This window comes from Bariatricus sp. TF06-38A (assembly GCF_027690675.1).
Lineage (GTDB): Bacteria > Bacillota > Clostridia > Lachnospirales > Lachnospiraceae > Allocoprococcus > Allocoprococcus comes.
In genome coordinates, this window is record NZ_JAQFCE010000001.1 from 404449 (window position 1) to 430614 (window position 26166).

Consider the following 26166-nt stretch of genomic DNA (forward strand, 5'->3'; position numbering starts at 1 on the left):
CATGAGTTATGCAGACAAAGTTTTTATAGAGATGTGCAGGGACATCATTGATAATGGAACCAGCACAGAAGGAGAAAAGGTACGTCCGAGATGGGAAGACGGGACTCCGGCGTATACAGTAAAAAAATTTGGTGTGGTGAACCGGTATGATCTGCGAAAAGAATTCCCGGCACTGACACTCAGAAGAACCGGGATCAAAAGCTGTACGGATGAGCTTTTGTGGATTTGGCAGAAAAAATCCAATAATATCCACGATCTGAACAGTCACATCTGGGACAGCTGGGCAGATGAAGATGGATCGATCGGGAAGGCATACGGCTATCAGATGGGCGTAAAGCATGTCTACAAAGAAGGAATGATGGATCAGGTAGACCGTGTACTCTATGATCTGAAGAATAATCCTTACAGCCGCCGGATCATGACGAATATTTATGTACATCAAGATCTTCATGAGATGAATCTTTATCCGTGTGCATACAGCATGACGTTCAATGTGACAAAAGAAAAGGGCAGCGACAAGCTGACATTGAACGGAATCCTGAACCAGCGTTCCCAGGATGTGTTGGCGGCAAATAACTGGAATGTATGCCAGTATGCTGTGCTGCTTCATATGCTCGCGCAGGTATGCGATATGCAGGTGGGCGAATTTGTACATGTGATCGCAGATGCACATATTTACGACAGGCATATTTCGCTGATCGAGGAACTGATTTCAAGAGAGACGCACCCGGCACCGAAATTCTGGCTGAATCCGGAAGTGAAAGATTTCTATCAGTTTACACCGGATGACGTAAGATTAGACGATTATGTGACAGGACCGCAGATCAAAAATATTCCGATCGCGGTTTAGAAAAGGAGACAGATACGATGAACATTATTGTAAATGCAGATAAAAACTGGGCAATAGGAAAGAATAACAGTCTGCTTGTACGAATCCCGGCAGATATGAAATACTTCCGTCAGATGACAGAAGGCAATATTGTCGTGATGGGAAGAAAGACACTGGAAAGCTTTCCGCAGGGGCGTCCGCTTGCCAACCGGGTTAATATCGTGATTTCCCACAATCCGGATTATCAGGTGAAGGATGCGATCGTGGTACACAGTGTGGAAGAGGCAATGCAGGAATGTAAAAAGCACAAAGGAGAAGTCTTTGTGATCGGCGGAGAAAGTATTTACCGTGCAATGCTTCCGTATTGTAATATAGCGTATGTTACGCGGACAGATCATGTATATGAGGCAGATACCTGGTTCCCGGATCTGGATAAGGATCCGGATTGGCAAAAAACAGCTGAGACGGATGAACAGACATATTTCGATCTTGAGTATGTATTTGCAAAATATGAAAGAATAAAATAGATCAATAAAATTTGCGAAATGTATCATTGACAAATCAATAGACCACTCATTATAATAAATGTAATCGATGAGACAATAGAAGAAATGCTATGACAAGGAGGAGTATATAATCTTCGGAAGCAAAGAGAGAAGGCGGATGGTGTAAGCCTTCATGAAGGGATTGTAGAAGTAGCCTTTGAGCAGCGGACTGAACGGGAATTTCTCAAGTAGACTTCGACGTAGACCCTACGTTACAGGGGAATAGTATCGAACATTTCTATGGTTCTGTACTTGCGTGAGAGCAGAGAAGCAGCTTCTCTGAAGACAGGTGGTAACACGGATTTTATATTCGCCCTGAACGGTCAGCCGTTTAGGGCGTTTGTTATTCTATATGACTATGATAAAAATTTGGCGATCATCTGTATAGAAAATTCATGGAGGTAGATTTATGAAAAAAATATCAGGGAACAAATTACTTGTAAAAGCATTAAAAGAGGAAGGGGTAGATATCCTTTTTGGATATCCGGGAGCCTGTACAATTGATATCAGTGATGAAATTTACAAACAGGATTACACAAAAGTTGTACTTCCGCGTCATGAACAGGCACTTGTCCATGCTGCAGATGCTTACGCCAGATCAACAGGAAAAGTCGGGGTATGTCTGGTAACAAGCGGACCGGGTGCAACCAATCTGGTGACAGGAATTGCAACGGCAAATTATGACAGTGTACCGCTGGTATGTTTTACCGGACAGGTTGCGAGACATCTGATCGGAAATGATGCATTCCAGGAAGTTGATATCGTAGGTATTACAAGAAGTATCACAAAATACGGTGTGACAGTAAGAAAGAGAGAAGATCTGGGAAAAATCATCAAAGAGGCATTCTATATTGCGCGCAGCGGACGTCCGGGTCCGGTTCTTGTGGATCTCCCGAAAGATGTAATGGCAGAGCTTGGAAGCCCGAATTATCCGGAGACAGTCAATATCCGCGGATATAAGCCGAGTACCGGTGTTCACATCGGACAGCTTAAGAGAGCAGTCAAGATGCTTGGAAAAGCAAAGAAACCGTTGTTCCTTGCCGGTGGTGGGGTAAATATTGCAGGAGCGAATAAGGCGTTTACCGAACTTGTAGAACGTACCCAGATCCCGGTTGTGACAACGATCATGGGACGTGGTGCGATTCCGACAACGCATCCGCTTTTTATCGGTAATCTGGGGATGCACGGTGCATATGCATCCAATATGGCAGTGGAAGAATGCGATCTGCTGTTCTCGATAGGGACCAGATTTAACGATCGTATCACCGGAAAACTGCATGCATTTGCACCGAAGGCTACGATCGTACATATCGACATTGATACTTCCTCCATCTCACGTAACATTCAGGTAGATATTCCGATCGTTGCGGATGCAAAAGAAGCAATTGAAAAATTATTGGAATATGTAGAACCAATGGAGAAAAAAGAAAGCTGGATGGAACAGATCGAAGGCTGGAAAGAGGAGCATCCGCTTAGGATGAAACCAAAGGGAGACCAGATGCAGGCTCAGGATATTCTGGAGACGATCAATGAAGTGTTTAAAGAGGATGACAAGATTGTTGTGACAGATGTAGGACAGCATCAGATGTTCACATCCCAGTATCTGGAAGTGAATGAAAAGACCAGACTTTATATGTCCGGCGGACTTGGAACCATGGGATATGGATTCCCGGGAGCAGTCGGAGCGCAGATTGGCAATCCGGACAGTACGGTGATTGCAATTTCCGGTGATGGCGGTATGCAGATGAATATTCAGGAATTTGCAACAGCAGTGCTGGAAGAACTTCCTTTGATCCTCTGTGTATTTAACAATACCTATCTTGGAATGGTTCGCCAGTGGCAGAAACTTTTCTATGGAAAACGCTATTCTATGACGGATCTTCGTGCAGGCGCAGCGACAAGACGTGGAGAAGAGCATCCACCGAAATATACGCCGGACTTTGTAAAACTTGCAGAAAGCTATGGGGCAAAGGGAATCCGTGTAACCGAAAAATCCGAGATGAAAGCAGCATTTGAACAGGCAAAAGCAAACCGTGCACTGAAGGTGCCGACTCTGATCGAATTCATGCTGGATCCGGAAGTGCAGGTTTATCCGATGGTACGTCCGGGCGGAACCCTGGAAGATCTTTTGATGGATTAATGGAGAGGAGAGGTGAAGATGGATAATACAATGAAAAAAAGATGGATTTCCTTATATGTGGAAAATCAGGTTGGTGTACTTTCAAAGATTTCCGGACTCTTTTCCGGTAAATCCTATAATCTGGAGAGTCTGACGGTAGGTAGAACAGAAGATCCGACTATCTCCAGAATGACGATTGAGACGAACAGTGATGAAGAGACTTATGAGCAGATCAAAAAACAGCTGAACCGTATGGTTGAAGTCATCAGAGTCATTGATTTTACAGAAGTATCTGTTGTTATGCAGGAGCTGATGTTTATCAAGGTAAAAAACTGTACACCGGAAGATAAGACAGAGCTTTTCCAGATTGCGCAGACCTATCAGGCAAAGGTACGTGATTATGGAAAAGACAGTGTACTTCTTGAATTTGTACACACGGCACATAAAAATACAGCGATCATCCAGTTTCTACGTTCTGAATTCAATTCAATTGAAGTTGTAAGAGGCGGAAGTGTGGGGATTGAAGCGATCACAATGCCAAAAAGATAAAAAAATCAAAAAAAACAGAGCGCACTCTTGAATTTGAAAAACAGAAGTAATATAATAGCGATATGTAATCCGTAGGATTTAAAATACGGGAAGCAAAAATTATAATTTAGATATATGTTACTGTAAGAAGCAACAAGGGAATGGAGGAATTACAATGGAAAAGAAACAGATTGACTGGTCAAGCATAGGATTTGGTTATATCCCGACCGAAAAGAGATATGTTTCAAATTACAAAGATGGAAAGTGGGATGATGGATGCCTGACAGAAGATGCCAACATTGTATTGAATGAGTGTGCAGGTGTTCTGCAGTATTCCCAGTCAGTATTTGAAGGTATGAAGGCATACACAACAGAAGACGGACGCATCGTTGTATTCCGCCCGGATATGAACGCAAAGAGATTTGCTGATTCCGCAAGAAGACTTGAGATGCCGGTATTTCCGGAAGACCGTTTTGTAGATGCGATCGTACAGGTAGTAAAAGCCAATGCGGCTTATGTACCACCTTATGGATCAGGAGCGTCCCTTTATATCCGTCCATATATGTTCGGAAGCAATCCGGTTATCGGAGTTAAACCTGCTGACGAATATCAGTTCCGTGCATTTGTAACACCAGTAGGACCATATTTCAAGGGCGGCGCAAAGCCGATCACAATTAAAGTCTCAGACTTTGACCGTGCAGCACCGCATGGAACAGGACATATCAAAGCTGGTCTTAACTATGCAATGAGCTTACATGCAATTGTAACAGCACATGAAGAAGGCTATGCAGAGAATATGTATCTGGATGCAGCAACAAGAACAAAAGTAGAAGAGACAGGTGGAGCAAACTTCATCTTCGTCACAAAAGATGGTAAAGTAGTTACTCCGAAATCAAACAGTATCCTTCCATCTATTACAAGACGTTCTATTCTTTATGTGGCAGAACATTATCTTGGACTTGAGACAGAAGAAAGAGAAGTATATCTTGATGAAGTAAAAGACTTTGCAGAATGCGGACTTTGCGGAACAGCAGCAGTTATTTCACCGGTTGGAAAGATTGTAGATCATGGTAAAGAAATCTGCTTCCCAAGCGGAATGGATGAGATGGGACCTGTTATCAAGAAATTATATGAAACACTTACCGGAATTCAGATGGGACACATCGAAGCACCGGAAGGATGGATCCAGGTGGTTGAATAATGGATAAATTCGTTACAAAGCGAAATGATCTGCTCGCTGAGCAGGTGATAAAGAATTTGAAGTCCCGTCAGATGGAGGGACATTATGTACAGACCAAAGAAGAGGCACTTGCCCTTGCACTGGAGCTGATTCCGGAAGGAAGCAGCATCAGTTGGGGAGGGTCTATGAGCATTAAGGCAATTGGTCTTCCTGAAGCACTTCATAAAGGAAATTATAAAGTGCTGGACAGAGATCTGTGTGCGACACCGGAGGAAAAAGCAGAGATGATGCATCAGGCACTTAACTGCGATTATTTTCTGGCAAGCTGTAATGCAATCTCGGAAGATGGGATACTGGTTAATATAGATGGAAATGCAAACCGTGTGGCAGCTATTTCTTACGGACCGGAAAATGTTCTGATGATCGTTGGCATGAACAAAATTGTAAGAAGTGCAGAGGATGCATATGCCCGTGCAAAGTATGTGGCAGCTCCGATTAACGGACAGCGTTTTGAAGGGCTTCCGTGTGCGAAGACAGGTGTCTGTTCCAACTGTAAATCTCCGAAAAGTATCTGCTGTCAGACACTGATTACAAGATTCAGCCATGTTCCAAACAGAATAAAAGTGATTTTGGTGAATGAAGAACTGGGATTCTAAAAAATACGAAGAGAATCAGGGAATTTCCCCTGGTTCTTTTTGTGTCTGAAAAAGAAAATGCGTTACTGGTCACAGGTACTGTGAACAGTAAAGAAAATTCCAAAAGGGAAAAGTTCTCATTAGAATATGACTTTCCTAGAGGAAAATCCTGTGTTATACTATAAAATAATCTGGATGTCAGGATGCGCAGCGGAGTGGTCCGTGGACATCGGTCAGTGCTGCTTATGGGCATTGATGGCGAATCGAAAGAGAGGAACAACAGAGTATGGAAGCGTATACAAGCTTTGCACGTGTATATGATACCTTCATGGATAATATTCCCTACGAAGAATGGTGTGAATATCTCACCGGTCTTATGAGAGAATATGGTGTCAGGGATGGACTGGTACTGGATCTGGGGTGCGGTACCGGGAACATGACAGAATTGCTTGCAAAGGCAGGATATGATATGATTGGTGCGGACAATGCGGAAGAGATGCTGGAGATCGCAATGGAGAAACGAGACAAATCCGGTCATGATATTCTGTATCTTCTGCAGGATATGAGAGAGTTCGAACTGTATGGTACGGTAAGAGCTGTCATCAGTGTCTGCGATTCGGTCAATTATATTACAGAGCCGGAAGAACTTCAGGAAGTATTCCGCCTGGTCAACAATTATCTGGATCCGAAAGGTGTTTTTATTTTTGATTTTAATACACGTTACAAGTATGAAGAGATTCTTGGGGATCGCACAATTGCGGAGAACCGGGAGGAATGCAGTTTTATCTGGGACAACTATTATTACGAAGATGAGAAGATCAATGAATATGATCTGAGTCTTTTTATTGAGACAGATAAGGACAGTGGGCTTTATCGCAAATATGAGGAGACGCATTATCAGAGAGCGTATACGCTGGAGGAGATGAAGAAACTGATCCGGAAGTCGGGGCTGGAATTTGTGACAGCATACGATGCATTTTCAAAGAATGCGCCGATGGACACAAGCGAGCGCATTTATGTGATCGCAAGAGAACAGGGAAAATAGAACAGGAGAGAATTGTTATATGAAAGATTATATTGTAAGAGCAACTGCGGGAGACGGACAGATCCGTGCATTTGCCGCAACAACCGGAAATCTGGTGGAAGAGGCAAGAAAGAGACATGACACAAGTCCGGTAGCAACAGCGGCACTTGGAAGACTTCTGACGGCAGGAGCAATGATGGGAGGCATGATGAAGAACGAGACAGATGTGCTGACGCTTCAGATCAAAGGTGATGGACCACTTGGCGGAATTACGGTGACTGCAGATGCAAAAGGTGACGTGAAAGGATACGTCGATCATCCGGAAGCAATGATGCCGCCTAAGAATGGCAAGCTGGATGTTGGAGGAGCTGTTGGAATCGGTCTTTTAAATGTTATTAAAGATATGGGACTGAAAGAACCATATGTTGGACAGACTATTCTGCAGACAAGTGAGATCGCAGAAGATCTGACGTATTATTTTGCAACCAGCGAACAGGTTCCGTCTTCTGTGGGCCTTGGAGTATTGATGAACAAGGACAACACTGTACACTGTGCAGGTGGATTTATTGTGCAGGTAATGCCGTTTATATCGGATGAGGTGCTGGATAAACTGGAAGAGAATATCAAGAAGATCTCTTCTGTTACCAGTATGCTGGATAACGGACATACACCGGAGCAGATGCTGGAGCAGGTACTGGATGGCCTGAATGTGGAATTTACAGATACAATGGATACACAGTTTAAATGTAATTGTTCGCATGAGAGAATCGAGAAAGCCATCATCAGCATCGGAAAGAAAGATATCCAGGAAATGATCGATGACGGAAAAGAAGTAGAAGTAAAATGCCATTTCTGCAATATGGCGTATACATTTAGTGTAGAAGAACTGAAACAGATTTTAAAACAGGCAAAAAGATAAAGAGGTAAACGCATGAAACAGGGATTTATCAAAGTTGCAGCGGTCACAGTTGATATTCGTGTGGCGGATGTCTGGCACAACTGTAAGGAAATCTGCAAACGTATGAAAGAAGCTGAGAAGGCTGGCGCAAAGATCATTGTTTTTCCGGAGCTTTGCCTGACCGGGTATACTTGCAGCGATCTTTTTACACAGGATATACTGTTAAAAGAGGTGCGCAGAGCACTTGCAAAAGTTGCAGAAGAGACCAGGCATACAGAAGCACTTGTATTTGTTGGGCTTCCACTTGCAATTGATGGAGAGCTTTATAATGTTGCGGCCGCATTAAATGACGGAAAGATCCTTGGCTTTACAACCAAGACATTTCTTCCGAATTATGGGGAATTTTATGAGATGCGTCAATTCCGTCAAGGACCGAAAAAAGCAAGAGTGATTTCTTATGAAGGGGAAGAAATCCTGTTTGGGCCGCAGATCCTGTATCAGGCGGCAGAGATGGATGATCTGGTCGTATCGGCAGAGATCTGTGAGGATGTCTGGTCACCAATCCCGCCGAGTATTGAGGCGGCAAGAGAAGGCGCGATCATCCTGGTCAACTGTTCAGCAAGTGATGAGACGATCGGAAAGGATAGTTACCGGGAGGAACTGATCAAGGGACAGTCTGCAAGACTGATTGCAGGTTATGTCTATGCAAATGCCGGGGACGGAGAGTCTACAACGGATGTGGTATTTGGTGGACACAATATTATCGCAGAGAATGGGACGATTCTGAAAGAAGCAAAGCGGTTTGCCAACGAGATGATCGTCAGTGAGATTGACATTTTCCGTCTTTTAAGTGAACGGAGAAAAAATACAACTTTCCAGACAACGGAAGAACGTCATCTTCCAAAAGTACTGTTCCACATAAGTGTGGAAGAGACAGCACTTACCAGAAGCTTTGCACAGACCCCTTTTGTTCCACAGAATATGGCAGAGAGGGAAAAGCGCTGTGAGGAGATTCTGATGATCCAGGCAATGGGACTGAAGAAGCGTCTGGTGCATACTCACTCGAGAACAGCAGTCGTTGGAATTTCCGGCGGTTTGGATTCAACGCTGGCACTGCTTGTGACGGCAAAAGCGTTTGACATGGCAGGAAAAGACCGCAAGGATATCATTGCAGTGACGATGCCTTGCTTTGGTACGACAGACAGAACCTATCAGAATGCCTGCCTGATGTCGAAGAAGCTGGGAGCCACTTTGAAAGAGGTGCCGATCGCGGATGCGGTCCATGTGCATTTCCGTGATATCGGACATGATGAAGAGGTACATGATGTGACCTATGAGAATTCACAGGCAAGAGAGCGTACCCAGGTGCTGATGGATATTGCTAACCAGGAATGGGGCATGGTCATCGGAACCGGAGATATGTCGGAGCTGGCTCTTGGGTGGGCGACTTATAATGGAGATCATATGTCTATGTACGGAGTCAATGCATCTGTTCCGAAGACACTGGTACGCCATCTGGTTCAGTATTATGCGGATACCTGTGAGGATCAGGAGCTGAAAGAGGTACTTCTGGATGTTCTTGACACACCGGTAAGTCCGGAGCTTCTTCCACCGAAGGATGGCGAGATCGCCCAGAAGACAGAAGACCTTGTAGGTCCGTATGAACTGCATGATTTTTATCTGTATTATGTTCTGAGATTTGGTTTTGAACCGTCAAAGATCTATCGGCTCGCAAAGCTTGCATTTGAAGGAACTTATGACAGTGAGACGATCATGAAATGGCTGAAGACCTTTTACCGAAGATTTTTTGCACAGCAGTTTAAGCGCTCCTGCCTGCCGGACGGACCGAAGATCGGTACGGTGGCACTTTCTCCGAGAGGAGACTGGAGAATGCCGAGCGATGCGTGTGCGGCAGTCTGGATGCAGGATCTGGAAGCACTGAAGAAATAGAAAAGAATGTACAGGGGGTACATTCTCGCATAAAGTGTCAGTGATACTTATCAGGCAATGATAAAGGGAAGTCTGCGAAAGTGCAGGCTTCCCTTTTTTAAATTATAATTTTTAAAGCTTGATATTTTTAAACAGATCCCCAAGGCTGGTTCCGATTGCTTCTACTTTCGGAATTTCTACGTGTTCCAGCTCTTCCTCCTGTTCTTTTTCAGCATCTTCGGCAAGAGCCTTGATACTGAGGCTGATCTTACCGTCTTTGATACCGATGACTTTGACATCTACTTCGTCCCCAACGTGAAGTACCTGGTCTGCTGATTTGATTCTCTGAGTACTGATCTGGGAAATGTGAACCAGACCGGAAAGACCGTTCTCGAGACGTACAAAAGCACCGTAGGACTGAAGCGATTCAACGGTACCTTTTACAACACTTCCAACCTGTACAGATGCAAGTTTTTTTGCATCTTCTGCTTTTTTCTGTTCTCTTAAAATCTCACGTGCAGATAAGATCAGACGTCCTTCTGCCTGGTTTGCTTCGATCACGCGGACATCAATTTCTTTTAGAAGATAAGTCTCCAGATCTTCGATATAAGAAAGAGAAAGGCGGGATGCCGGGATGAATCCTCGAAGTCCTTCGACCATGGCGATGACACCACCATTTACGATTCCTTCTACTTTTACGTGAAGATTGGTTCCTTCTTCCTGATAACGTGCGACCACATTCCATGGATTGGCATCATCGAAATGTGCTTCGTAGTCTGCCATGCTTTCTGTCTGTTCCTGTAATTTTTCGTTTTCCATCTTAACACCTCTGTTAGTTTATTTTTCTGAACGTATGCTCAATATGTTTATTAGTATAACACATTTTTGTATAGATAAAAAGTATGGATTCCAGATGGTTAGACGGTTAAATTGTGCTTAATGAGAAAAAATCGTTATTATGTACGAAAATTGTGGTAAAAATTTGTGTATATTTTGAATAGTAAAATTTGTGAAAAAAATTGACAAAAGAAAAAATAAATTGTATATTATCAACATAAGGACATGTTAAGGGCAGTGTCCTAAACTAAAAGGCAAAGGAGAATTTAAAATGAAGGGAAACGTGAATTATCTGGAACTGGCAAACAGCCCTCTGATGTGGGTGGGTGCCGCAATAGCAGTAGGAATCGTAGTTTTTCAGTCCGTACTGTTTTTCAGGAAGTCACTCAAAGCAGCAAAAGAGATTGGAATTGAACAGGAAAAGATCAATATGGCAATTAAGAGTAGTGCCATTTCCTCAATTGGACCATCTATTGTAATCCTGGTAACAATGATCTCCCTGATCGTATCAATGGGAGCACCTGTTTCATGGATGAGACTTTCTTTCATCGGATCCGTTAACTATGAAGCAATGGCAGCCGGATTTGGCGCACAGGCAATGGGCGCTACACTGGAGAACCTGACACCGGTTGCATTCGCCTGTGGTGTATGGACCATGATCTGTGGTTCACTTGGATGGCTGATCTTCACACTCCTTTTCACAGATAAGATGGATAAAGTAAATCATCTGATGTCAAAAGGAAATTCCAAAATGGTTCCGATCATTTCAGCAGGAGCGATGCTTGGTGCATTTGCAAACCTTGCATCAGGAAACTTCTTCAACGAAAAGAATCAGTTTGCATTTGGCGGAGCACCGGCAATCGCAACAATCGTAGGATGCATTCTTATGATGACCCTGACAAAGTTAGCGAAAGAAAAGAATATTGGATGGCTCAGAGAATGGGCCTTTGCAATTTCCATGTTCTCAGGCATGCTCATTGGTTACATCTGGAACACTGTATTTTAATAGGAATGAGAGGATAAAGATATGAATAAAGAATACTACAACAAAGTCTATATACCTGATATTGTTAAATGGGGAAAAATCACCATGTTATTAGGTATCATTACATGTTTTGGACCGGCACTTGTTATCTCAGTTGTATACGGATATATGCCACCGGTATCCGCAATCATTGCAGGTACAATCGCACAGATCAGTGTAAGTGGAGCATTTTATATTGTAGAACCGATTTCCTATTTCCCGATTCTTGGAATCCCGGGAACTTATCTGACATTCCTTTCAGGAAATACATCCAACATGCGTGTTCCGTGTTCTTCTGTTGCACAGGAAGCAGCAGGCGTTGAAATGGGGAGTGACAAAGGTTCTGTTGTATCAACCATCGGTATTGCTGTATCGATCATTGTAAATATTGTGATTCTGACAATCGGAGCAATTGCAGGAAACGCAATTATTGGTATGATGCCAGAAGGATTCAAGCAGGCCCTCAACTTCCTTCTTCCGGCACTTTACGGAGCTGTATTCGGACAGTTCGCAATCACAAGACCGAAGCTTGGTGCTGTAGCGGTTGTTATCGCATTTGCAATGAACTGGCTGATGAAAAACGGATTCTTATCCTTCTTCCCTGGAACACCGTCATACGTTGTTATCCTGGTAGCCGTATTTGGATCTATTTTCGCAGGAAAGATTATCTACAAGAAAGAGCTTGAGGACTAAGTCCGGAAAGGAAAAAGATGTTATCGAGAGAAAGATTACAGGAAAGATTTATTGAGATGATCAAGATCTACAGCCCGTCAAAAGGGGAAAAAGAGATGGCGGACTGGATAGAAAACTGGCTGAGAGAGCGGAACATTCCGTTCCAGTCAGATCATGCCGGGGAAGCTTATGGTGGAAACGGCAGAAATATCGTTGCATTTGTAAAAGGAAATACGAAGGAACGTCCACTTGGATTTGCAGCACATATGGATCAGATTGAGCCTTGCAGAAATGTAAATCCGGTGATCAATGGAAACATCATCAGTACCGACAAGACAACAACACTTGGCGGAGATGACAAAGCTGGAATTTCAGCAATCATGGAAGCGGTAGAAGATATCATTGAAAGCGGTGTACCGCACAGAGATATTTATCTTGTATTTACCTGCTCCGAAGAGATCAGTATGATGGGAACAAAGCACATGGATATGTCTATGCTGCCATGCAAGGAATTGGTTGTTGTAGATGCAACCGGTGGAGCAGAGACTCTCGCATACAAAGCACCGGCAATGGAAGCGATTGAGATTACTTTCAAAGGAAAGAAAGCGCATGCCGGAATTGAACCGGAAAAAGGAATCAATGCAATTGTTGTGGCATCAAAGGCAATCAGTAAGATGCACATCGGACGTATTGATTATGAGACAACCTCTAATATCGGACATATTGAAGGTGGATCTGCAACCAACATCGTAACAGATGAGGTTACATTTACCGCAGAGATCCGTTCACACAGTATGGAAAAGCTGGCTGCAGAGGTTACACATATGGAACAGTGCTGCAAGGAAGCTGTAGAGGAAATGGGAGCCTGTTATGAGATGAAGCATGAGATGGCTTACCCGGTCCTGTCGCTGGAAGAAGATTGTGAATTGATCCAGGATACTGTAAATGCAATGGCAGAAGAAAGAATTACAGCAAATAAAATGATCATCGGTGGCGGAAGTGATGCAAATGTGCTTGCGGGACACGGATATAAGAGCGTCATTTTGGGATGTGGAATGATCAATGTACACACAGTAGAAGAAGCGCTTGATACAGATGAGACCTGGAAAGTGACAAAAGTACTGAGAAGACTGATGGGTGCAGAATAGGAGGACGACATAGATGGAAAAAGAAGAACTGAAGCAGAGATGTCTGGACGCGATTGACGCGAACAGAGATTTGATCATTCAGCTTGGTGATGATGTATATAAAACGCCTGAACTTGGCTACAAAGAATTTAAGACTACAGAAAGAATGATAAAGGCATTTCAGGAGATTGGAGAAGAGCCGGAGACGGAAATTGCATATACTGGCTGTAAGGTTTCAACTCCGAAAAAAGGGAATACAAGAATTGCTGTGATCGGAGAGCTGGACTGTATCCAGTGCAAAGAACATCCGGACAGTACGCCAGAAGGAAATGTTCATGCCTGCGGTCATCATGCACAGCTTGCAGATCTGTATGGATGTGCGATTGGTCTTTTAAGATCCGGAGTGATGAAGGAACTGGGTGGAGCGGTTGATTTTATTGCGATCCCTGCGGAAGAATGCGTAGATTATGATTATCGCGACAGTCTGATCCGTGAAAATAAGATCAGTTTTTACGGCGGCAAGCAGGAATATTTAAAACGTGGTGGCTTTGATGATGTGGATATGGCATTGCAGTGTCACATGATGGAAATTGGAAATGGCAGGCATTGCGTGATTGATACCGACTGCAACGGATTTGTGACAAAGACGGTAACATTTATCGGAGAAGCTGCGCATGCAGGTTTCGCACCACATGAAGGAATCAATGCGTTAAATATGGCAGAGTTGGCACTGAACAACATTCATGCACTCCGTGAGACTTTTCAGGAGAAAGAAAAGGTTCGTGTAAGTGCAATCATTACAGAAGGCGGAGATCTGGTAAATGTAGTTCCTGCTGTTGTGAAGATGCAGATCATGGTACGTGCTTTCACAATTGATGGAATGCTGGATGCCAGTAAAAAAGTGAACCGTGCGTTAAAAGCCGGAGCACTTGCAATCGGAGGAAAAGTCGAGATTGACGATAAGATCGGATATCTTCCGATGAATACCAACCGTGAGCTTTCAGCATTATATAAAGAAAATATGATCGAATATACAGGGGCGGAAAAAGATTCATTTGTAGAGCTTTATGAGACAGCAGGTTCTACAGATCTGGGGGATCTTTCTCAGTTCATGCCGTGTATGCACATCTGGACAGAGGGAATAACCGGAGGACTTCACTCCAAGGATTACCGTCTTGCGGACCCGGAACTTGCTTATATCGTTCCGGCAAAGATGATGGCGCTTACGATCATTGATCTTCTTTATGATAACGCAAAAAAGGCAAAACAGATTCTTGACAATTTCAAACCGACGCTGACAAAAGAAAGTTATCTGGAATTAAAAAAAGAGCATTCTAAGCTTGTGGTTTTTGATGGCTCTGAGTTATAATAAAAAGGAATCCCGTTTGAGGGGTTCCTTTTTTAAAGCAATTATTCAGATATATAGAGAGAAGCTGCCAACGGCAGGTTCTCTGGATAGAAGATCGCAATACGGGGGACAAATTTGTGAAAGTTGGAGTTATCGGATCAAAATCATCTTGTGAGGTTGTTAAGAAGAGTATAAAAGAAATCGACAGTTCAGTAGAAGTAGCTTCTTATGAAGAGGAACAGGTTAACCGAAGTGACCGGCTGATTGAGGAATGTGAACAGGAGTGTGATGCGGTACTGTTTACGGGCTGTGCGATCGAAAGTTTTGTGGGGAGAAACTATCATTTCACCAGGCCGCATGTGTCGGTGGAAAAATCGGTAATCAGCATTGCGGGAGCATTTCTGCAGATGCAGAAAAGTAATATTGAACTGGATGCATTTAGTATTGATATTGTAGAAAAACAGGTCATTGAGGATTTGCTGGATGCATTTGACATCCTGGCAAGAAACATTTATTCCTGTCCGTTTCAGGCAGGAGTGGAAGAAGAACAGTATGTGGAGTGGCACATGAAGCTTCTGGATGAAGGAAAGATCAATGTGGCACTGACTTCTCTTCGGTGGGTGTATAAGACACTGCAGGAAAAGGGATACCATGCAATTTATCTGCCTCCGACCAGGGCAAAAGTGAGAGTGGCACTGGAAAAATTAAAAAATGAATGTGCGCTTCAGGAAGCAGAATATGCGCAGGCAGCAGTTGAGATTTTTCAGCTGACGGATTATAAGAGCAGAGAAGAGAATTATTATTCAAGTATGCTTGCAAAAGCAGATATTGAAAAAGAAATCATCAAATATACAGAAGGGATTCAAGGTGCAATTTTTGCATCAGGAAGAAGAGAATATATTGTATTTTCCAATTCCGGGGCTGTACAAGAAGAATTTAACCAGCGGAAGCTTCTGAATCTGCAAAAAAAAGTGCAGGAGGAGAAGAAAATCAGCCTGAATGTAGGGATCGGAACCGGAGGCACGATGAATGACGCGGAAATGAACGCAAGACGTGCACTGGATTTTTCCCTGAAAAATGCAAAGCAGGAGATTTTCTGGATTGATGCCGGTCAGACACAGCACGGACCGCTTGGAAAGGAGATCCAGCTGGAATATCAGCTCATTTCTTCCGATCCGAAGCTACGGAAAATTTCAGAAAAAACCGGGCTCAGCACAACGTCAATTCTGAAGATCATTGCCATTGCAGATGTAAGAAAAAGTTATATTTTCGATGCACATCAGTTGGCGGAGTGTCTGGGAATTACGGTCAGAAGTGCGCGCCGGATCATGAATAAGATCATGGAAGCCGGTTATGGAAAAGTGTATGCAAAGAAGACAGCGGCAGCGGGTGGCAGACCGAAGGCACTGGTAGAGATATTGTTTAAAATTTAGTGTAAGTGGTCTTTTATCCGAACAAGGGTTGACGAACAGTAAAAAAAATGGCATTCTGAAAAATAAAGGAACAAGAGATAGTAATGGAGTAATGGAGTAATATAAAATGGATCAGAAAAAACCAAAGAAAGTATATGTGATCGGACATAAAAATCCAGATACAGATTCTATCTGTTCGGCAATTGCATATGCAAATCTGAAAAATAAAATCACAGGAGAAAAATACATAGCGAAAAGAGCGGGCGAGGTAAATGGTGAGACAGCATATGTTCTGGATAAATTCCAGGTAAGTGTGCCGTCTCTTCTGGACAATGTACACCTTCAGGTAAAAGATATGGATATCCGTCATATTGAGGGTGTATCTGGTCACATGTCCATTAAAGACGCATGGGCAAGAATGAAAGATGAGAATATTAAGACACTGCCGGTAACAAGAGGTGAGAAGCTGGAAGGGCTGATCACTATCGGAGATATTGCTACGTCATATATGGAAGTGTACGATAATAATATCCTTGCAACAGCGAGAACCCAGTACCGCAATATCGTCAAAACACTGGACGGAACACTGATCTCCGGGAATGAGCATGGCTATTTCCTGAATGGAAAAGTTGTCATTGCCGCATCCAGTCCGGATCTGATGGAGAATTTTATTGAGAAGGATGATCTTGTCATTCTTGGAAACCGTTATGAGTCACAGCTGTGCGCGATCGAGATGGATGCAAGCTGTCTGGTCATCTGCCAGGGAGCCAATATTTCCAAGACGATCAAGAAGATGGCAGAGGAGAGAGATATCGTGATTATTCAGACACCACATGATACCTTTACTGCTGCAAGGCTGATTAACCAGAGTATTCCGGTCAAGTATTTTATGAGCCGTGATAATCTGGAGATTTTTCATTTGAATGATTATGTGGAACATGTGAAAGAAGTTATGTCAAAGACGAAGTACAGAGATTTCCCAATTCTGGATAATAAAGGAAAGTTCTGTGGTTTCCTCTCCAGACGAAGACTTATGACATCCCGTAAAAAACAGGTGATTCTTGTGGATCATAATGAAAAATCACAGGCTGTGAATGGAATTGAAGAGGCAGAGGTGCAGGAGATCATTGATCATCACAGACTGGGCGGTCTGGAGACAATCGGACCGGTATATTTCCGGAATCAGCCGGTTGGATGTACCGCTACGATCATTTACCAGATGTATCAGGAAAGCGGTGTAGAGGTAGAGCCACAGATGGCGGGACTTCTGTGCTCTGCAATTATTTCGGATACGTTACTGTTCCGTTCACCAACCTGTACGATGGTTGATCAGGCGGCAGCAGAGGCACTGGCGCGGATAGCCGGGATTGATATGGAAGAACATGCAAAAGAGATGTTCAATGCGGGAAGCAATCTGCGTGGCAAATCCGTAGAAGAGATCTGTTTCCAGGACTTTAAGGTGTTCAATGTAAAAGATATCATGTTTGGAGTCGGACAGATCACATCCATGAATCAGGATGAACTGGATGAGGTGAAAGGACGTCTGATCCCATATCTGGAAGAGGCGAGAAAGACCCAGGGACTGCATATGTTGTATTTGATGATGACTAATATTCTGGAAGAGTCTACAGAACTCCTTTGCTGTGGTGAAAATGCAAAGGAACAGGTTCTTGAAGCGTTTGAACTGCCGGGAGATACGGAAAAAATTCTCCTGAAAGGTGTAGTATCAAGAAAGAAACAGATGATCCCTGTTCTGGTAACTTACCTGCAGCAAAAATAAAAACAGATAACTTTATAGGAGAGATGGCTTATGGCAAAACAGATCTGGAAGCCGGGAAATATGCTGTATCCACTGCCTGCAGTTATGGTCAGTGTGGCAGATAAAGAAGGCAATCCGAATATCATTACCGTGGCGTGGGCGGGAACGGTCTGCACAAACCCGCCGATGGTTTCGATTTCCGTGAGACCAGAGCGGTATTCTTATCACATGATCGATGAGACCGGAGAATTTGTAATCAATCTGACGACGGAAAAACTTGCGTATGCAACGGATTATTGCGGTGTGCGTTCGGGAAAAGATGTGGACAAATTCAAAGAGCTGCATCTGACACCGGAAAAGGCAGAATATGTGAGTGCGCCACTGATTGCGGAGAGTCCGGTCAACATCGAGTGTAAGGTGGTCAAAAAAGAAACACCGGGATCGCATCATATTTTCCTTGCCGAGGTAAAAGCGGTTCATGTAGATGATGCCTATATGGATCAGAAAGGGCGATTTGCATTGGAAAAGACCGATCCGATCGTATATGTGCACGGACAGTATTATAGTCTGGGTAAGTTGCTCGGAACATTTGGCTATAGCGTGAAAAAGCCGACAAAGAAGAATGGAAAGAAAAAGAAGAAATAAAAACAGAAAATCCTCTTGACAAAAAAATGACAGAGGGTATATGCTGTGTAAGTAGAAACTCAAGGGCGAGACTGCTAAGGTGCGGTCTCGTCTTTTTTCATAGGAAATTCCGAAGGAACTTCCTATGAAACAAAAGGCACTGCGTGCCGGAGATGCGCACTCGCACGAAGATGAAGAATGTCGCAAGCGGTCTACGCTCTGCTTCGGTCGTTGCTTAACGAGCGCCACTGGCGCTCAGCAACGCGCTCGGCGCGAGAATGTGCCGAGGCACATTCTTATTTAAAAGGAGTAGTAGATGATGAAAGATTTTACATTCAATGTACCACAGGATATTATTTTTGGAAAAGGCAGTTTAAAGAGACTTCCGGAGCTTCTTGAGAAAAGTGGTTCCAAGAAGATGCTTCTGATTTCCGGACCGGTTTTGAAGAAGATCGGAATGGTCGAGAAAGTCGAAGAGATCGTGAAGGCTTCCGGTATCGAAGTGGAAGTATTTACTGATGTAGAAGCAAATCCATCTGTTGCAACGGTAGATAAAGCAACAGAAGCATACAAAAAAGCAGGAGCAACCAGTATTGTAGCTTTCGGTGGCGGAAGTCCAATGGATGTGGCAAAGGCAGTTGGTGTTCTTGCAAAATACGGCGGAGAGATCGGAGATTATGAAGGTGCACACAAGGTACCGGGACCGATCGTTCCGATCATTGCGATCCCGACAACAGCAGGTACAGGAAGTGAAGTGACGGCATTTTCTGTTATTACCGATGAAGCAAGAAATTATAAGCTGACTGTGTTCAGCTATGAGCTGATCCCAAGCTATGCACTTCTGGATCCGGAGCTTGTTATGACTTCTCCGGCATCGGTAGCCGCAGCATGTGGCGTAGATGCACTGATCCATGCATGGGAGGCTTACACTTCAAGAGATGCATCTCCATTTTCTGATGCAATGGCAGAAAAGGCAATGGAACTGATCGGTGCAAATCTGCGCAGATTCGTAGCAAACCGTCAGGACGAAGAGGCGGCGGCAGCCATGCTCTCCGGAAGCATGTTCGCAGGTATCGCATTTGCATGGGCAAGACTTGGAAATATCCATGCTATGAGCCATCCGGTAAGCGCCTATTTCCATGTGGCACACGGTGTGGCAAATGCGATTCTTCTTCCAACGATTGTGGAATATAATGCACTTGCAGATCATGGACGTTATGAGAAGATCTACAATTATATCAGCAAAGAAAAAGACCCGGTGATCGATTTTGTTCCGGAAATGCTGGTAGATGAAGCGAGAGATCTGCTTCGTGATCTTGGTATTCCGCAGCATCTTGCCGATGTTGGTGTAACGGAAGATAAGATTGAACTGATGGCTGCCGATGCCATGAAGAGCGGAAATATCATGGCAAATCCGAGACAGTCTACGATCAGGGATATCATTGAACTTTATAAAAAAGCAATGTAGATCATTCAGGGGATATGAGTCAGCAGAAGCTGGTTGATATCCCCTTTTTTGATCTGAGTATAGAAAACAGGAAGAGATTGGTGTTCTGTATATTTTTTTTAATGCAAGAGTACCGGAGGCAAGAAAGCATAAATGTGAGTACATAGGTAAAGAATCTCCCGCATATAGTAAAAAGAGAATGGGAAAAGAGGGATATCCGTATGTGGTACCGACTGCTTTATGGAACAATCAGTTTTTTATGCTTTACATGGCTTCTGTTTACCTGGGGAGTGATCGATAACGGAAAGATCAAACTGATAAGAATGAATGATGAAACGGTAGAAGCATCCTATGAGGCAGGTGGAACAAACGAGCAGTATCAGGAAAAGCCCAAGATCGCCCTCACATTTGATGATGGCCCACATCCTTCCAGTACGCCAGTGCTCCTTGACGGGCTTGCCGGGCGGAATGTGAAGGTTACTTTTTTTGTGATCGGGGAAAATGTAGTAAAATATCCGAAAGTTGTGAGCAGAGAGGCTGAAGAAGGGCATATTATTGGAAATCATACTTACAGTCATGTAGATCTCACAAAAATGTCTCAGGAAATGACAGAGTGCGAACTCGGAAAGACCAATACCGCGATTGAAGAAATTACCGGAAAAAAGACGGAATATATGCGACCGCCCTATGGAGCCTGGAAGAAGGAGATGGAAGAGAATACCGGCATGATTGCGGTGCTATGGAATGTGGATCCGCTTGACTGGAATACGGATAATGAGACAGAAATTGTCAATAAAGTAGTGACGGAAACGGAGGAAAATGATATTATTTTATTACATGACTGTTATCTGTCTTCAGTAAAGGCGGCACTTCGCATTATCGATATCATGCAGGCGAAGGGATATGAATTTGTGACAGTCGATGAATTGCTGCTGGATTAAAGGAGAGGTTTTGATGGATTTATTTGATTATATGCGGGAGACGACAAAGGAGAAAGAATCGCCCCTTGCCTCCAGACTGCGTCCGACGACTCTGGATGAAGTGGTTGGACAGCAGCACATTATCGGAAAGGACAAGCTTTTATACCGTGCGATCAAGGCGGATAAACTGAGTTCTGTTATTTTTTACGGACCTCCGGGAACCGGAAAGACTACGCTTGCAAAGGTGATCGCCAATACTACAAGTGCAGAATTTACCCAGATCAATGCTACGGTTGCCGGGAAGAAGGATATGGAAGAAGTGGTGAATAAGGCGAAAGAACTGAAAGGGATGTACCAGAAAAGGACAATCCTTTTCATCGATGAGATTCACCGGTTTAATAAAGGACAGCAGGATTATCTGCTCCCGTTTGTGGAGGACGGCACGATCATTCTGATCGGTGCGACGACAGAAAATCCTTACTTTGAGGTGAACGGTGCGCTTCTTTCCAGATCCAGTGTATTTGAACTCCGTCCGCTTTCACAGGAAGAAGTAGAGACCCTGATTCTGAGAGCGGTGCAGGATGAAAAAAAAGGAATGGGAAGCTATCATGCGGTGATCGAGGAGGATGCCCTGCATTTCCTGGCAGACCTTGCCGGTGGAGATGCCAGATCTGCGCTTAATGCGGTGGAACTGGGTATCCTCACCACACCAAGAAGTGAGGATGGAATGATCCATATCACGCTGGAGGTTGCATCCGAATGTATACAGAAGCGGGTTGTGCGATATGATAAGACAGGAGATAATCATTATGATACCATATCCGCATTTATTAAAAGTATGCGCGGTTCTGATCCGGATGCAGCCGTATATTATCTGGCAAAGATGCTGTATGCCGGAGAAGACATTAAGTTTATTGCCCGCAGGATTATGATCTGTGCATCGGAAGATGTGGGAAATGCGGATCCGATGGCACTGAATGTTGCAGTCAGTGCAGCACAGGCAGTGGAGCGAATCGGAATGCCGGAGGCACAGATCATTTTATCACAGGCAGTTCTTTATGTGGCAACAGCGCCGAAGAGTAATTCAGCATGTAATGCTGTCTTTGCTGCGATGGACAATGTGAAAAAATATAAAACGACTGTTCCGGTGCATTTGCAGGATGCACATTATAAAGGTTCTGCAAAGCTGGGGCATGGAATTGGTTACAAATACGCGCATGATTATCCGAATCATTATGTAAAACAGCAGTATCTGCCGGATGAGATCAAAGATGCCGTATTCTATGAAGCGAGCGATAACGGCTACGAACAAACGATCAAAGCGCATATGAAGCGGATTAAGGATGAAGCGTAACCTATTCGCACAGGAAATCACTGCATTCACGCAGAAGGGATTGATTTGACACAGACACTCTGCTACCATATCTGTAAGCAGAAAGGAGTGAAGAATATGGGAGCAGTTCAGGACAGCTATATAACTGTTGCATGGCTGGTTCTTCTGGTAGTACTTCTGGTGATCGAGATCATAACGGTGGGACTTACAACGATCTGGGGAGCAGGAGGTGCGCTGGCGGCACTGATCCTGAATATTCTGGATGTACCGTTTGCCGGACAGGTGGTTGCATTTTTTATTGTGACAATTTTACTGCTTGTATTTACCAGACCATTTGCAATGCGTTTTATTAACACCCGCCGTCTGAAGACGAACTATGAAGGAATCATCGGAAAGACGATCCGGATCAGCCAGAAAGTAGATAACATAGGGCAGACTGGTATGGCGGTGGTAAATGGTACAGAGTGGACGGTAAGATCCGAACAGGATAACGTGATCCTGGAACCCGGAACACTGGCGAAGGTGGTTAATATATCCGGAGTAAAATTAATTGTAAAAAAATATGAGGAGGACTAAAAGATGACGGGACTTATTATTTTAGTAATTATTATTGTGATCGCATTACTGTTTCTGACTTCCTGCATTAAAATCGTGCCACAGGCAAAGGCACTGGTTATCGAACGTCTTGGTGCATATCAGGCAACATGGAGTGTAGGACTTCATTTTAAACTGCCGATCATTGAACGTGTGGCAAGAAGAGTAGATTTAAAAGAGCAGGTAGTTGATTTTGCACCGCAGCCGGTTATCACAAAGGATAATGTAACCATGCGGATCGATACCGTTGTATTCTACCAGATTACAGATCCGAAGATGTTCTGCTACGGAGTAGCGAACCCGATCATGGCAATCGAGAATCTGACGGCGACCACCCTTCGTAACATCATTGGTGATCTGGAACTTGACCAGACACTGACATCAAGAGAGACGATCAATACGAAGATGCGAGCATCTCTTGATGTGGCAACGGATCCATGGGGAATCAAAGTCAATCGTGTGGAACTGAAAAATATCATTCCACCGGCAGCAATCCAGGATGCAATGGAGAAACAGATGAAAGCAGAACGTGAAAGACGTGAAGCTATTCTCCGTGCAGAAGGTGAAAAGAAATCTACTGTCCTTGTTGCAGAAGGTGAAAAAGAATCTGTGATCCTGAAAGCGGAAGCTGAAAAACAGGCAGCGATCCTCCAGGCAGAAGCAGAAAAAGAAAAGAGGATCAAAGAGGCTGAAGGTGAAGCGGAAGCCATCCTTAAAGTACAGCAGGCAAATGCAGACGGTATCCGTTTCATCCGTGAAGCGGGTGCAGACCAGGCAGTGCTTACGATCAAGAGTCTGGAGGCATTTGAAAAGGCTGCAGACGGCAAGGCAACGAAAATCATCATTCCGTCAGAACTGCAGTCACTTGCGGGGCTTGTAAAGAGCGCTAAAGAAGTGATCAAGGAAGATTAGATTAAAAAAAGAGAGAGGAAAGGTGACAAATAGATGACGGATGTATTGATCCTGGAAGATGAACTGACTTCGCTGCAGGCATTGTCAGAGATTCTTACCACATATTCAGATGATATCCGTGTCCACAAGGCATCTTCCCTGAAAGAAGCAAAAGACCTGCTGGATCAGGAAATCCGGTATGGTCTTTTCCTTTTGGATGTAAATCTAAGCGGCGAGGACCGAGAGGATATCGGTGGGATTTTGTTCGCAAGAGAGATACGGGAGAGGTTTGAATATATTTTTACCCCGATCGTGATGGTGACTGCCATTGGCAATATGGAAATGCAGGCTTACCGGGAGCTGCACTGTTACCAGTACATTATGAAGCCATTTCACAGGGAGCAGGTGGAAGAGGTTGTTCAGAAGGTGCTGGAAAAAGAGAGCAGGGAGAAACCACCGGTGATCGTTGTGAAAAAAGACGGGATCAATTATCAGCTGAAATGCGAGGATATCCGTTATCTGGAAGCGATACCGAGAGGAACAAGACTGCATCTTGTGACGGAGAACTGGGATGTCCCTTATGTGACTCTCAGACAGATGCTGCTTAAGATGCCAAAAGGGATGTTTGCGCAGTGCCATCGGATGTATGCGGTCAATAAGAATGAAGTTGAATATTACGATACCGTCAACCGGATCATCCGGATCAAAAATTGTCCGGATACGGTAGAAATCGGTGTGACTTACAAATCGGTGATCGGAGGACTGTTAAATGGCTGATTGGGTACGCAAATTTCTATATCGTATTTTCTGCGTAATGGCACTTATGGTATCAGTCTATCTGATCGTGGATTTCCTGATCAGCGGTACCTTTGATTACAGGGTGTTTATCATGTTTGTTCTGATGGTGATCGTTGTGATCTGGGGAATTGTGGACTGGAGAAGTAATTATGTACTGATACGCCAGAAGGAAAATGAACTGCGGCTTTATCAGAACTATCTGATTCCGCTGGAAGAACTGGTCAAAGAAATCCGTGCCAAACAGCATGAATTTGACAATCATCTGAATGCAATCCTGAATATGCATCTGACCATCGACAATTATGAAGAACTGGTAGCAAAGCAGTCTGAATATATTACGGAAATTGCCAGAGAAGATGACAGCAGGAAGTATCTCCCCCTTCTGAAGATCAGCGATAAAATCCTGGCAGGATTTATCTACAGTAAAATTGTCCGTGCGCCGGAATATGTCCGGACCGATATCCGCGTGTGGAACAAAGAAATCGTTTCCGGCATTTCCGAACACCATCTGATCGAGATTGTTGGAACCCTGATCGACAATGCATACGAAGCCTGTACCGAAGAAAAAAATCAGGTACTGATCGAAATTGATTCCCAGAATGATAAGCTTATCTTCACGATAAAGAATCAGGTTGAAAATATAGGACTTGGCGAGATCAGTCATTTCTTTGAAAAAGGATTTTCTACGAAAGAAGATGGAAAAAAGCATGGACTGGGACTTTATAATGCAAAGATGCTTGTGAATCGTTACCACGGAGAAATTACGGTGGAAATAGAAGAAAGGAAATACATCAGTTTTGTGGTGGTTATTTAGGCAGATCGGAATATGGGACGGTCTGCTTTTTTTGTAGGTTGTGGTCGGACGTGGACAGAAAACAAATAGAGCAGATTCCTTTGTGCTGACCATTCCGATGAGCTACTTAAGGCGAAAATTGTGTCAGCAAGGGCTTCCACAATTTTTGTGTCTCATCTCCATAGCACAAACATGGAATCCTTATCCATTTGTTTTCTGTCCGTGCCCGGGATTCAGCTCTTTTGGAGCAGGCATGAGGCTTGCAAGCTTTCAAGAACGTAGCTGAGATCTGCCCAAAGAACAACGTAGAGTTTTCATGTCGTGAGATTCAAGTGTATCATTGCCCAATCACAGCCTTAATTTGCGAACCGTATCATTCACATCCATTACAATAACTGAGACATCAGCCACGCATAGACGACTTGATTTTTTTTCTGCCAGTTGAGTGCGATTGCCGCCGCTTCTTTTTCAGTCGGTACAGAAAGGGTCAGATCGATCAGGGGTTCGTGATTTTCAAAGACCTGACAGCGCACGGAATATTCCTCTCCTGCATTTTTCATATAATCCGCTTTTACGGAAACTTCATTTTTCAGATCATACTGTTTTGTCTGTAAAAAGTGGTCAATATCGTCCTGGATTGGCTTTGAGATTTTATCCCGGAAAAGATGAACCGTCCCTTTCCCATCTTCCGTCAGATGGAAAAGAGTGCGGTTGTGAGTGGATTCTTTCAGGATGAGACCACCGTCCGCAAGTTCAGAAAGAGCCTGCTGGAGTTTGAAATAATCGGTATATCCTTTGTCCAGGACAAATTCAGAAATCTGGGAGTTGGTCAGAGGAAAATCAACTTTGTCCAGCATGTATAGAATGATGAGTTTATAAAGTGTAAATGCTTCTGCCATA

At 43.8% G+C, this 26166-nt stretch carries 25 protein-coding genes and 1 other annotated feature; of the genes, 23 read left to right on the forward strand and 2 right to left on the reverse strand.

From position 1 onward, the window contains the following. Position 1: 1 nt before the first annotated feature. The 9 genes from thyA (at position 2) to PG418_RS01955 (ending at position 9708) form a co-directional block, all read left to right on the forward strand. The gene (gene thyA / locus PG418_RS01915; protein ID WP_008369620.1) at positions 2-850 is read left to right on the forward strand and encodes a thymidylate synthase; all 849 of its coding nucleotides are present in this window, start codon (positions 2-4) and stop codon (positions 848-850) included. Between the two features lie 17 nt (positions 851-867). Further along, on the forward strand, positions 868-1356 hold the full coding sequence (locus PG418_RS01920) for a dihydrofolate reductase (protein WP_055247814.1): 489 nt from the start codon (positions 868-870) through the stop codon (positions 1354-1356). Between the two features lie 80 nt (positions 1357-1436). Beyond that, positions 1437-1695 (forward strand) — a binding site (T-box leader). Between the two features lie 88 nt (positions 1696-1783). Then, positions 1784-3514, forward strand: a complete 1731-nt coding sequence (gene ilvB / locus PG418_RS01925; RefSeq protein ID WP_195368475.1) for a biosynthetic-type acetolactate synthase large subunit — start codon at positions 1784-1786, stop codon at positions 3512-3514. An 18-nt stretch (positions 3515-3532) separates the two neighbouring features. Then, entirely contained in the window at positions 3533-4042 is a 510-nt protein-coding gene (ilvN, locus tag PG418_RS01930) for an acetolactate synthase small subunit (RefSeq protein WP_022221140.1), read from the forward strand. Between the two features lie 154 nt (positions 4043-4196). Beyond that, positions 4197-5222, forward strand: a complete 1026-nt coding sequence (locus tag PG418_RS01935) for a branched-chain amino acid aminotransferase (protein ID WP_008369610.1) — start codon at positions 4197-4199, stop codon at positions 5220-5222. Continuing rightward, positions 5222-5857, forward strand: a complete 636-nt coding sequence (locus tag PG418_RS01940) for a lactate utilization protein (protein ID WP_022221141.1) — start codon at positions 5222-5224, stop codon at positions 5855-5857. The genes PG418_RS01935 and PG418_RS01940 overlap by 1 nt, the downstream gene beginning before the upstream one ends. 241 nt (positions 5858-6098) lie before the next feature. After that, on the forward strand, positions 6099-6881 hold the full coding sequence (locus PG418_RS01945) for a class I SAM-dependent DNA methyltransferase (protein ID WP_270246951.1): 783 nt from the start codon (positions 6099-6101) through the stop codon (positions 6879-6881). A 19-nt stretch (positions 6882-6900) separates the two neighbouring features. Further along, positions 6901-7779: an Hsp33 family molecular chaperone HslO gene (gene hslO, locus PG418_RS01950; RefSeq protein WP_022221143.1), complete on the forward strand. Its 879-nt coding sequence runs from the start codon at positions 6901-6903 to the stop codon at positions 7777-7779. A gap of 12 nt (positions 7780-7791) precedes the next feature. Continuing rightward, positions 7792-9708 carry an NAD(+) synthase gene (locus PG418_RS01955; protein WP_022221144.1) on the forward strand — a complete coding sequence of 639 codons (1917 nt, stop codon included), beginning with the start codon at positions 7792-7794 and terminating at the stop codon, positions 9706-9708. Between the two features lie 111 nt (positions 9709-9819). On the opposite strand, the gene PG418_RS01960 is transcribed toward PG418_RS01955, so the two are convergent. Further along, positions 9820-10506 carry a S1 RNA-binding domain-containing protein gene (locus PG418_RS01960; RefSeq protein WP_022221145.1) on the reverse strand — a complete coding sequence of 229 codons (687 nt, stop codon included), beginning with the start codon at positions 10504-10506 and terminating at the stop codon, positions 9820-9822. Positions 10507-10795: 289 nt separating this feature from the next. Here PG418_RS01960 and PG418_RS01965 point away from each other — a divergent pair, with 289 nt between their 5' ends. From PG418_RS01965 to PG418_RS02030, 14 genes are all read left to right on the forward strand, one after another. Beyond that, positions 10796-11530, forward strand: coding sequence for a DUF5058 family protein (locus tag PG418_RS01965; RefSeq protein WP_022221146.1), 735 nt, complete (start codon positions 10796-10798; stop codon positions 11528-11530). 21 nt (positions 11531-11551) lie between these two features. After that, positions 11552-12241 (forward strand): hypothetical protein, encoded by a 690-nt coding sequence (locus tag PG418_RS01970; protein WP_195254753.1) that lies wholly within the window; start codon positions 11552-11554, stop codon positions 12239-12241. A gap of 17 nt (positions 12242-12258) precedes the next feature. Beyond that, positions 12259-13368, forward strand: coding sequence for a M20/M25/M40 family metallo-hydrolase (locus tag PG418_RS01975; RefSeq protein ID WP_022221148.1), 1110 nt, complete (start codon positions 12259-12261; stop codon positions 13366-13368). Positions 13369-13381: 13 nt separating this feature from the next. Then, the gene (locus PG418_RS01980) at positions 13382-14716 is read left to right on the forward strand and encodes an amidohydrolase (protein WP_195254751.1); all 1335 of its coding nucleotides are present in this window, start codon (positions 13382-13384) and stop codon (positions 14714-14716) included. A 116-nt stretch (positions 14717-14832) separates the two neighbouring features. Further along, positions 14833-16128 (forward strand): GTP cyclohydrolase IIa, encoded by a 1296-nt coding sequence (locus PG418_RS01985; protein ID WP_195254750.1) that lies wholly within the window; start codon positions 14833-14835, stop codon positions 16126-16128. Between the two features lie 106 nt (positions 16129-16234). Then, positions 16235-17887, forward strand: coding sequence for a putative manganese-dependent inorganic diphosphatase (locus tag PG418_RS01990; protein WP_022221151.1), 1653 nt, complete (start codon positions 16235-16237; stop codon positions 17885-17887). 30 nt (positions 17888-17917) lie between these two features. Continuing rightward, the gene (locus PG418_RS01995) at positions 17918-18511 is read left to right on the forward strand and encodes a flavin reductase family protein (protein WP_022221152.1); all 594 of its coding nucleotides are present in this window, start codon (positions 17918-17920) and stop codon (positions 18509-18511) included. A 298-nt stretch (positions 18512-18809) separates the two neighbouring features. Then, entirely contained in the window at positions 18810-19958 is a 1149-nt protein-coding gene (locus PG418_RS02000) for an iron-containing alcohol dehydrogenase (RefSeq protein ID WP_055156811.1), read from the forward strand. A gap of 302 nt (positions 19959-20260) precedes the next feature. Then, entirely contained in the window at positions 20261-20878 is a 618-nt protein-coding gene (locus PG418_RS02005; protein ID WP_207719254.1) for a polysaccharide deacetylase family protein, read from the forward strand. 13 nt (positions 20879-20891) lie between these two features. Further along, entirely contained in the window at positions 20892-22211 is a 1320-nt protein-coding gene (locus tag PG418_RS02010) for a replication-associated recombination protein A (protein ID WP_195368471.1), read from the forward strand. A gap of 96 nt (positions 22212-22307) precedes the next feature. Beyond that, entirely contained in the window at positions 22308-22766 is a 459-nt protein-coding gene (locus PG418_RS02015) for an NfeD family protein (protein ID WP_022220409.1), read from the forward strand. Positions 22767-22769: 3 nt separating this feature from the next. Beyond that, positions 22770-23696 carry an SPFH domain-containing protein gene (locus PG418_RS02020; protein WP_022220408.1) on the forward strand — a complete coding sequence of 309 codons (927 nt, stop codon included), beginning with the start codon at positions 22770-22772 and terminating at the stop codon, positions 23694-23696. Positions 23697-23729: 33 nt separating this feature from the next. Beyond that, complete coding sequence (locus PG418_RS02025) at positions 23730-24452, forward strand: LytR/AlgR family response regulator transcription factor (RefSeq protein WP_270246946.1); 723 nt, start codon at positions 23730-23732, stop codon at positions 24450-24452. Beyond that, a complete protein-coding gene (locus PG418_RS02030; RefSeq protein WP_008369567.1) occupies positions 24445-25287 on the forward strand; it encodes a sensor histidine kinase in 843 nt (280 codons plus the stop codon). Before PG418_RS02025 ends, PG418_RS02030 begins: the two co-directional genes overlap by 8 nt. A 365-nt stretch (positions 25288-25652) precedes the next feature. Here PG418_RS02030 and PG418_RS02035 read toward each other — a convergent pair whose 3' ends face one another. Then, positions 25653-26165, reverse strand: coding sequence for a DUF4364 family protein (locus tag PG418_RS02035; protein ID WP_195254746.1), 513 nt, complete (start codon positions 26163-26165; stop codon positions 25653-25655). Position 26166 lies beyond the last annotated feature (1 nt).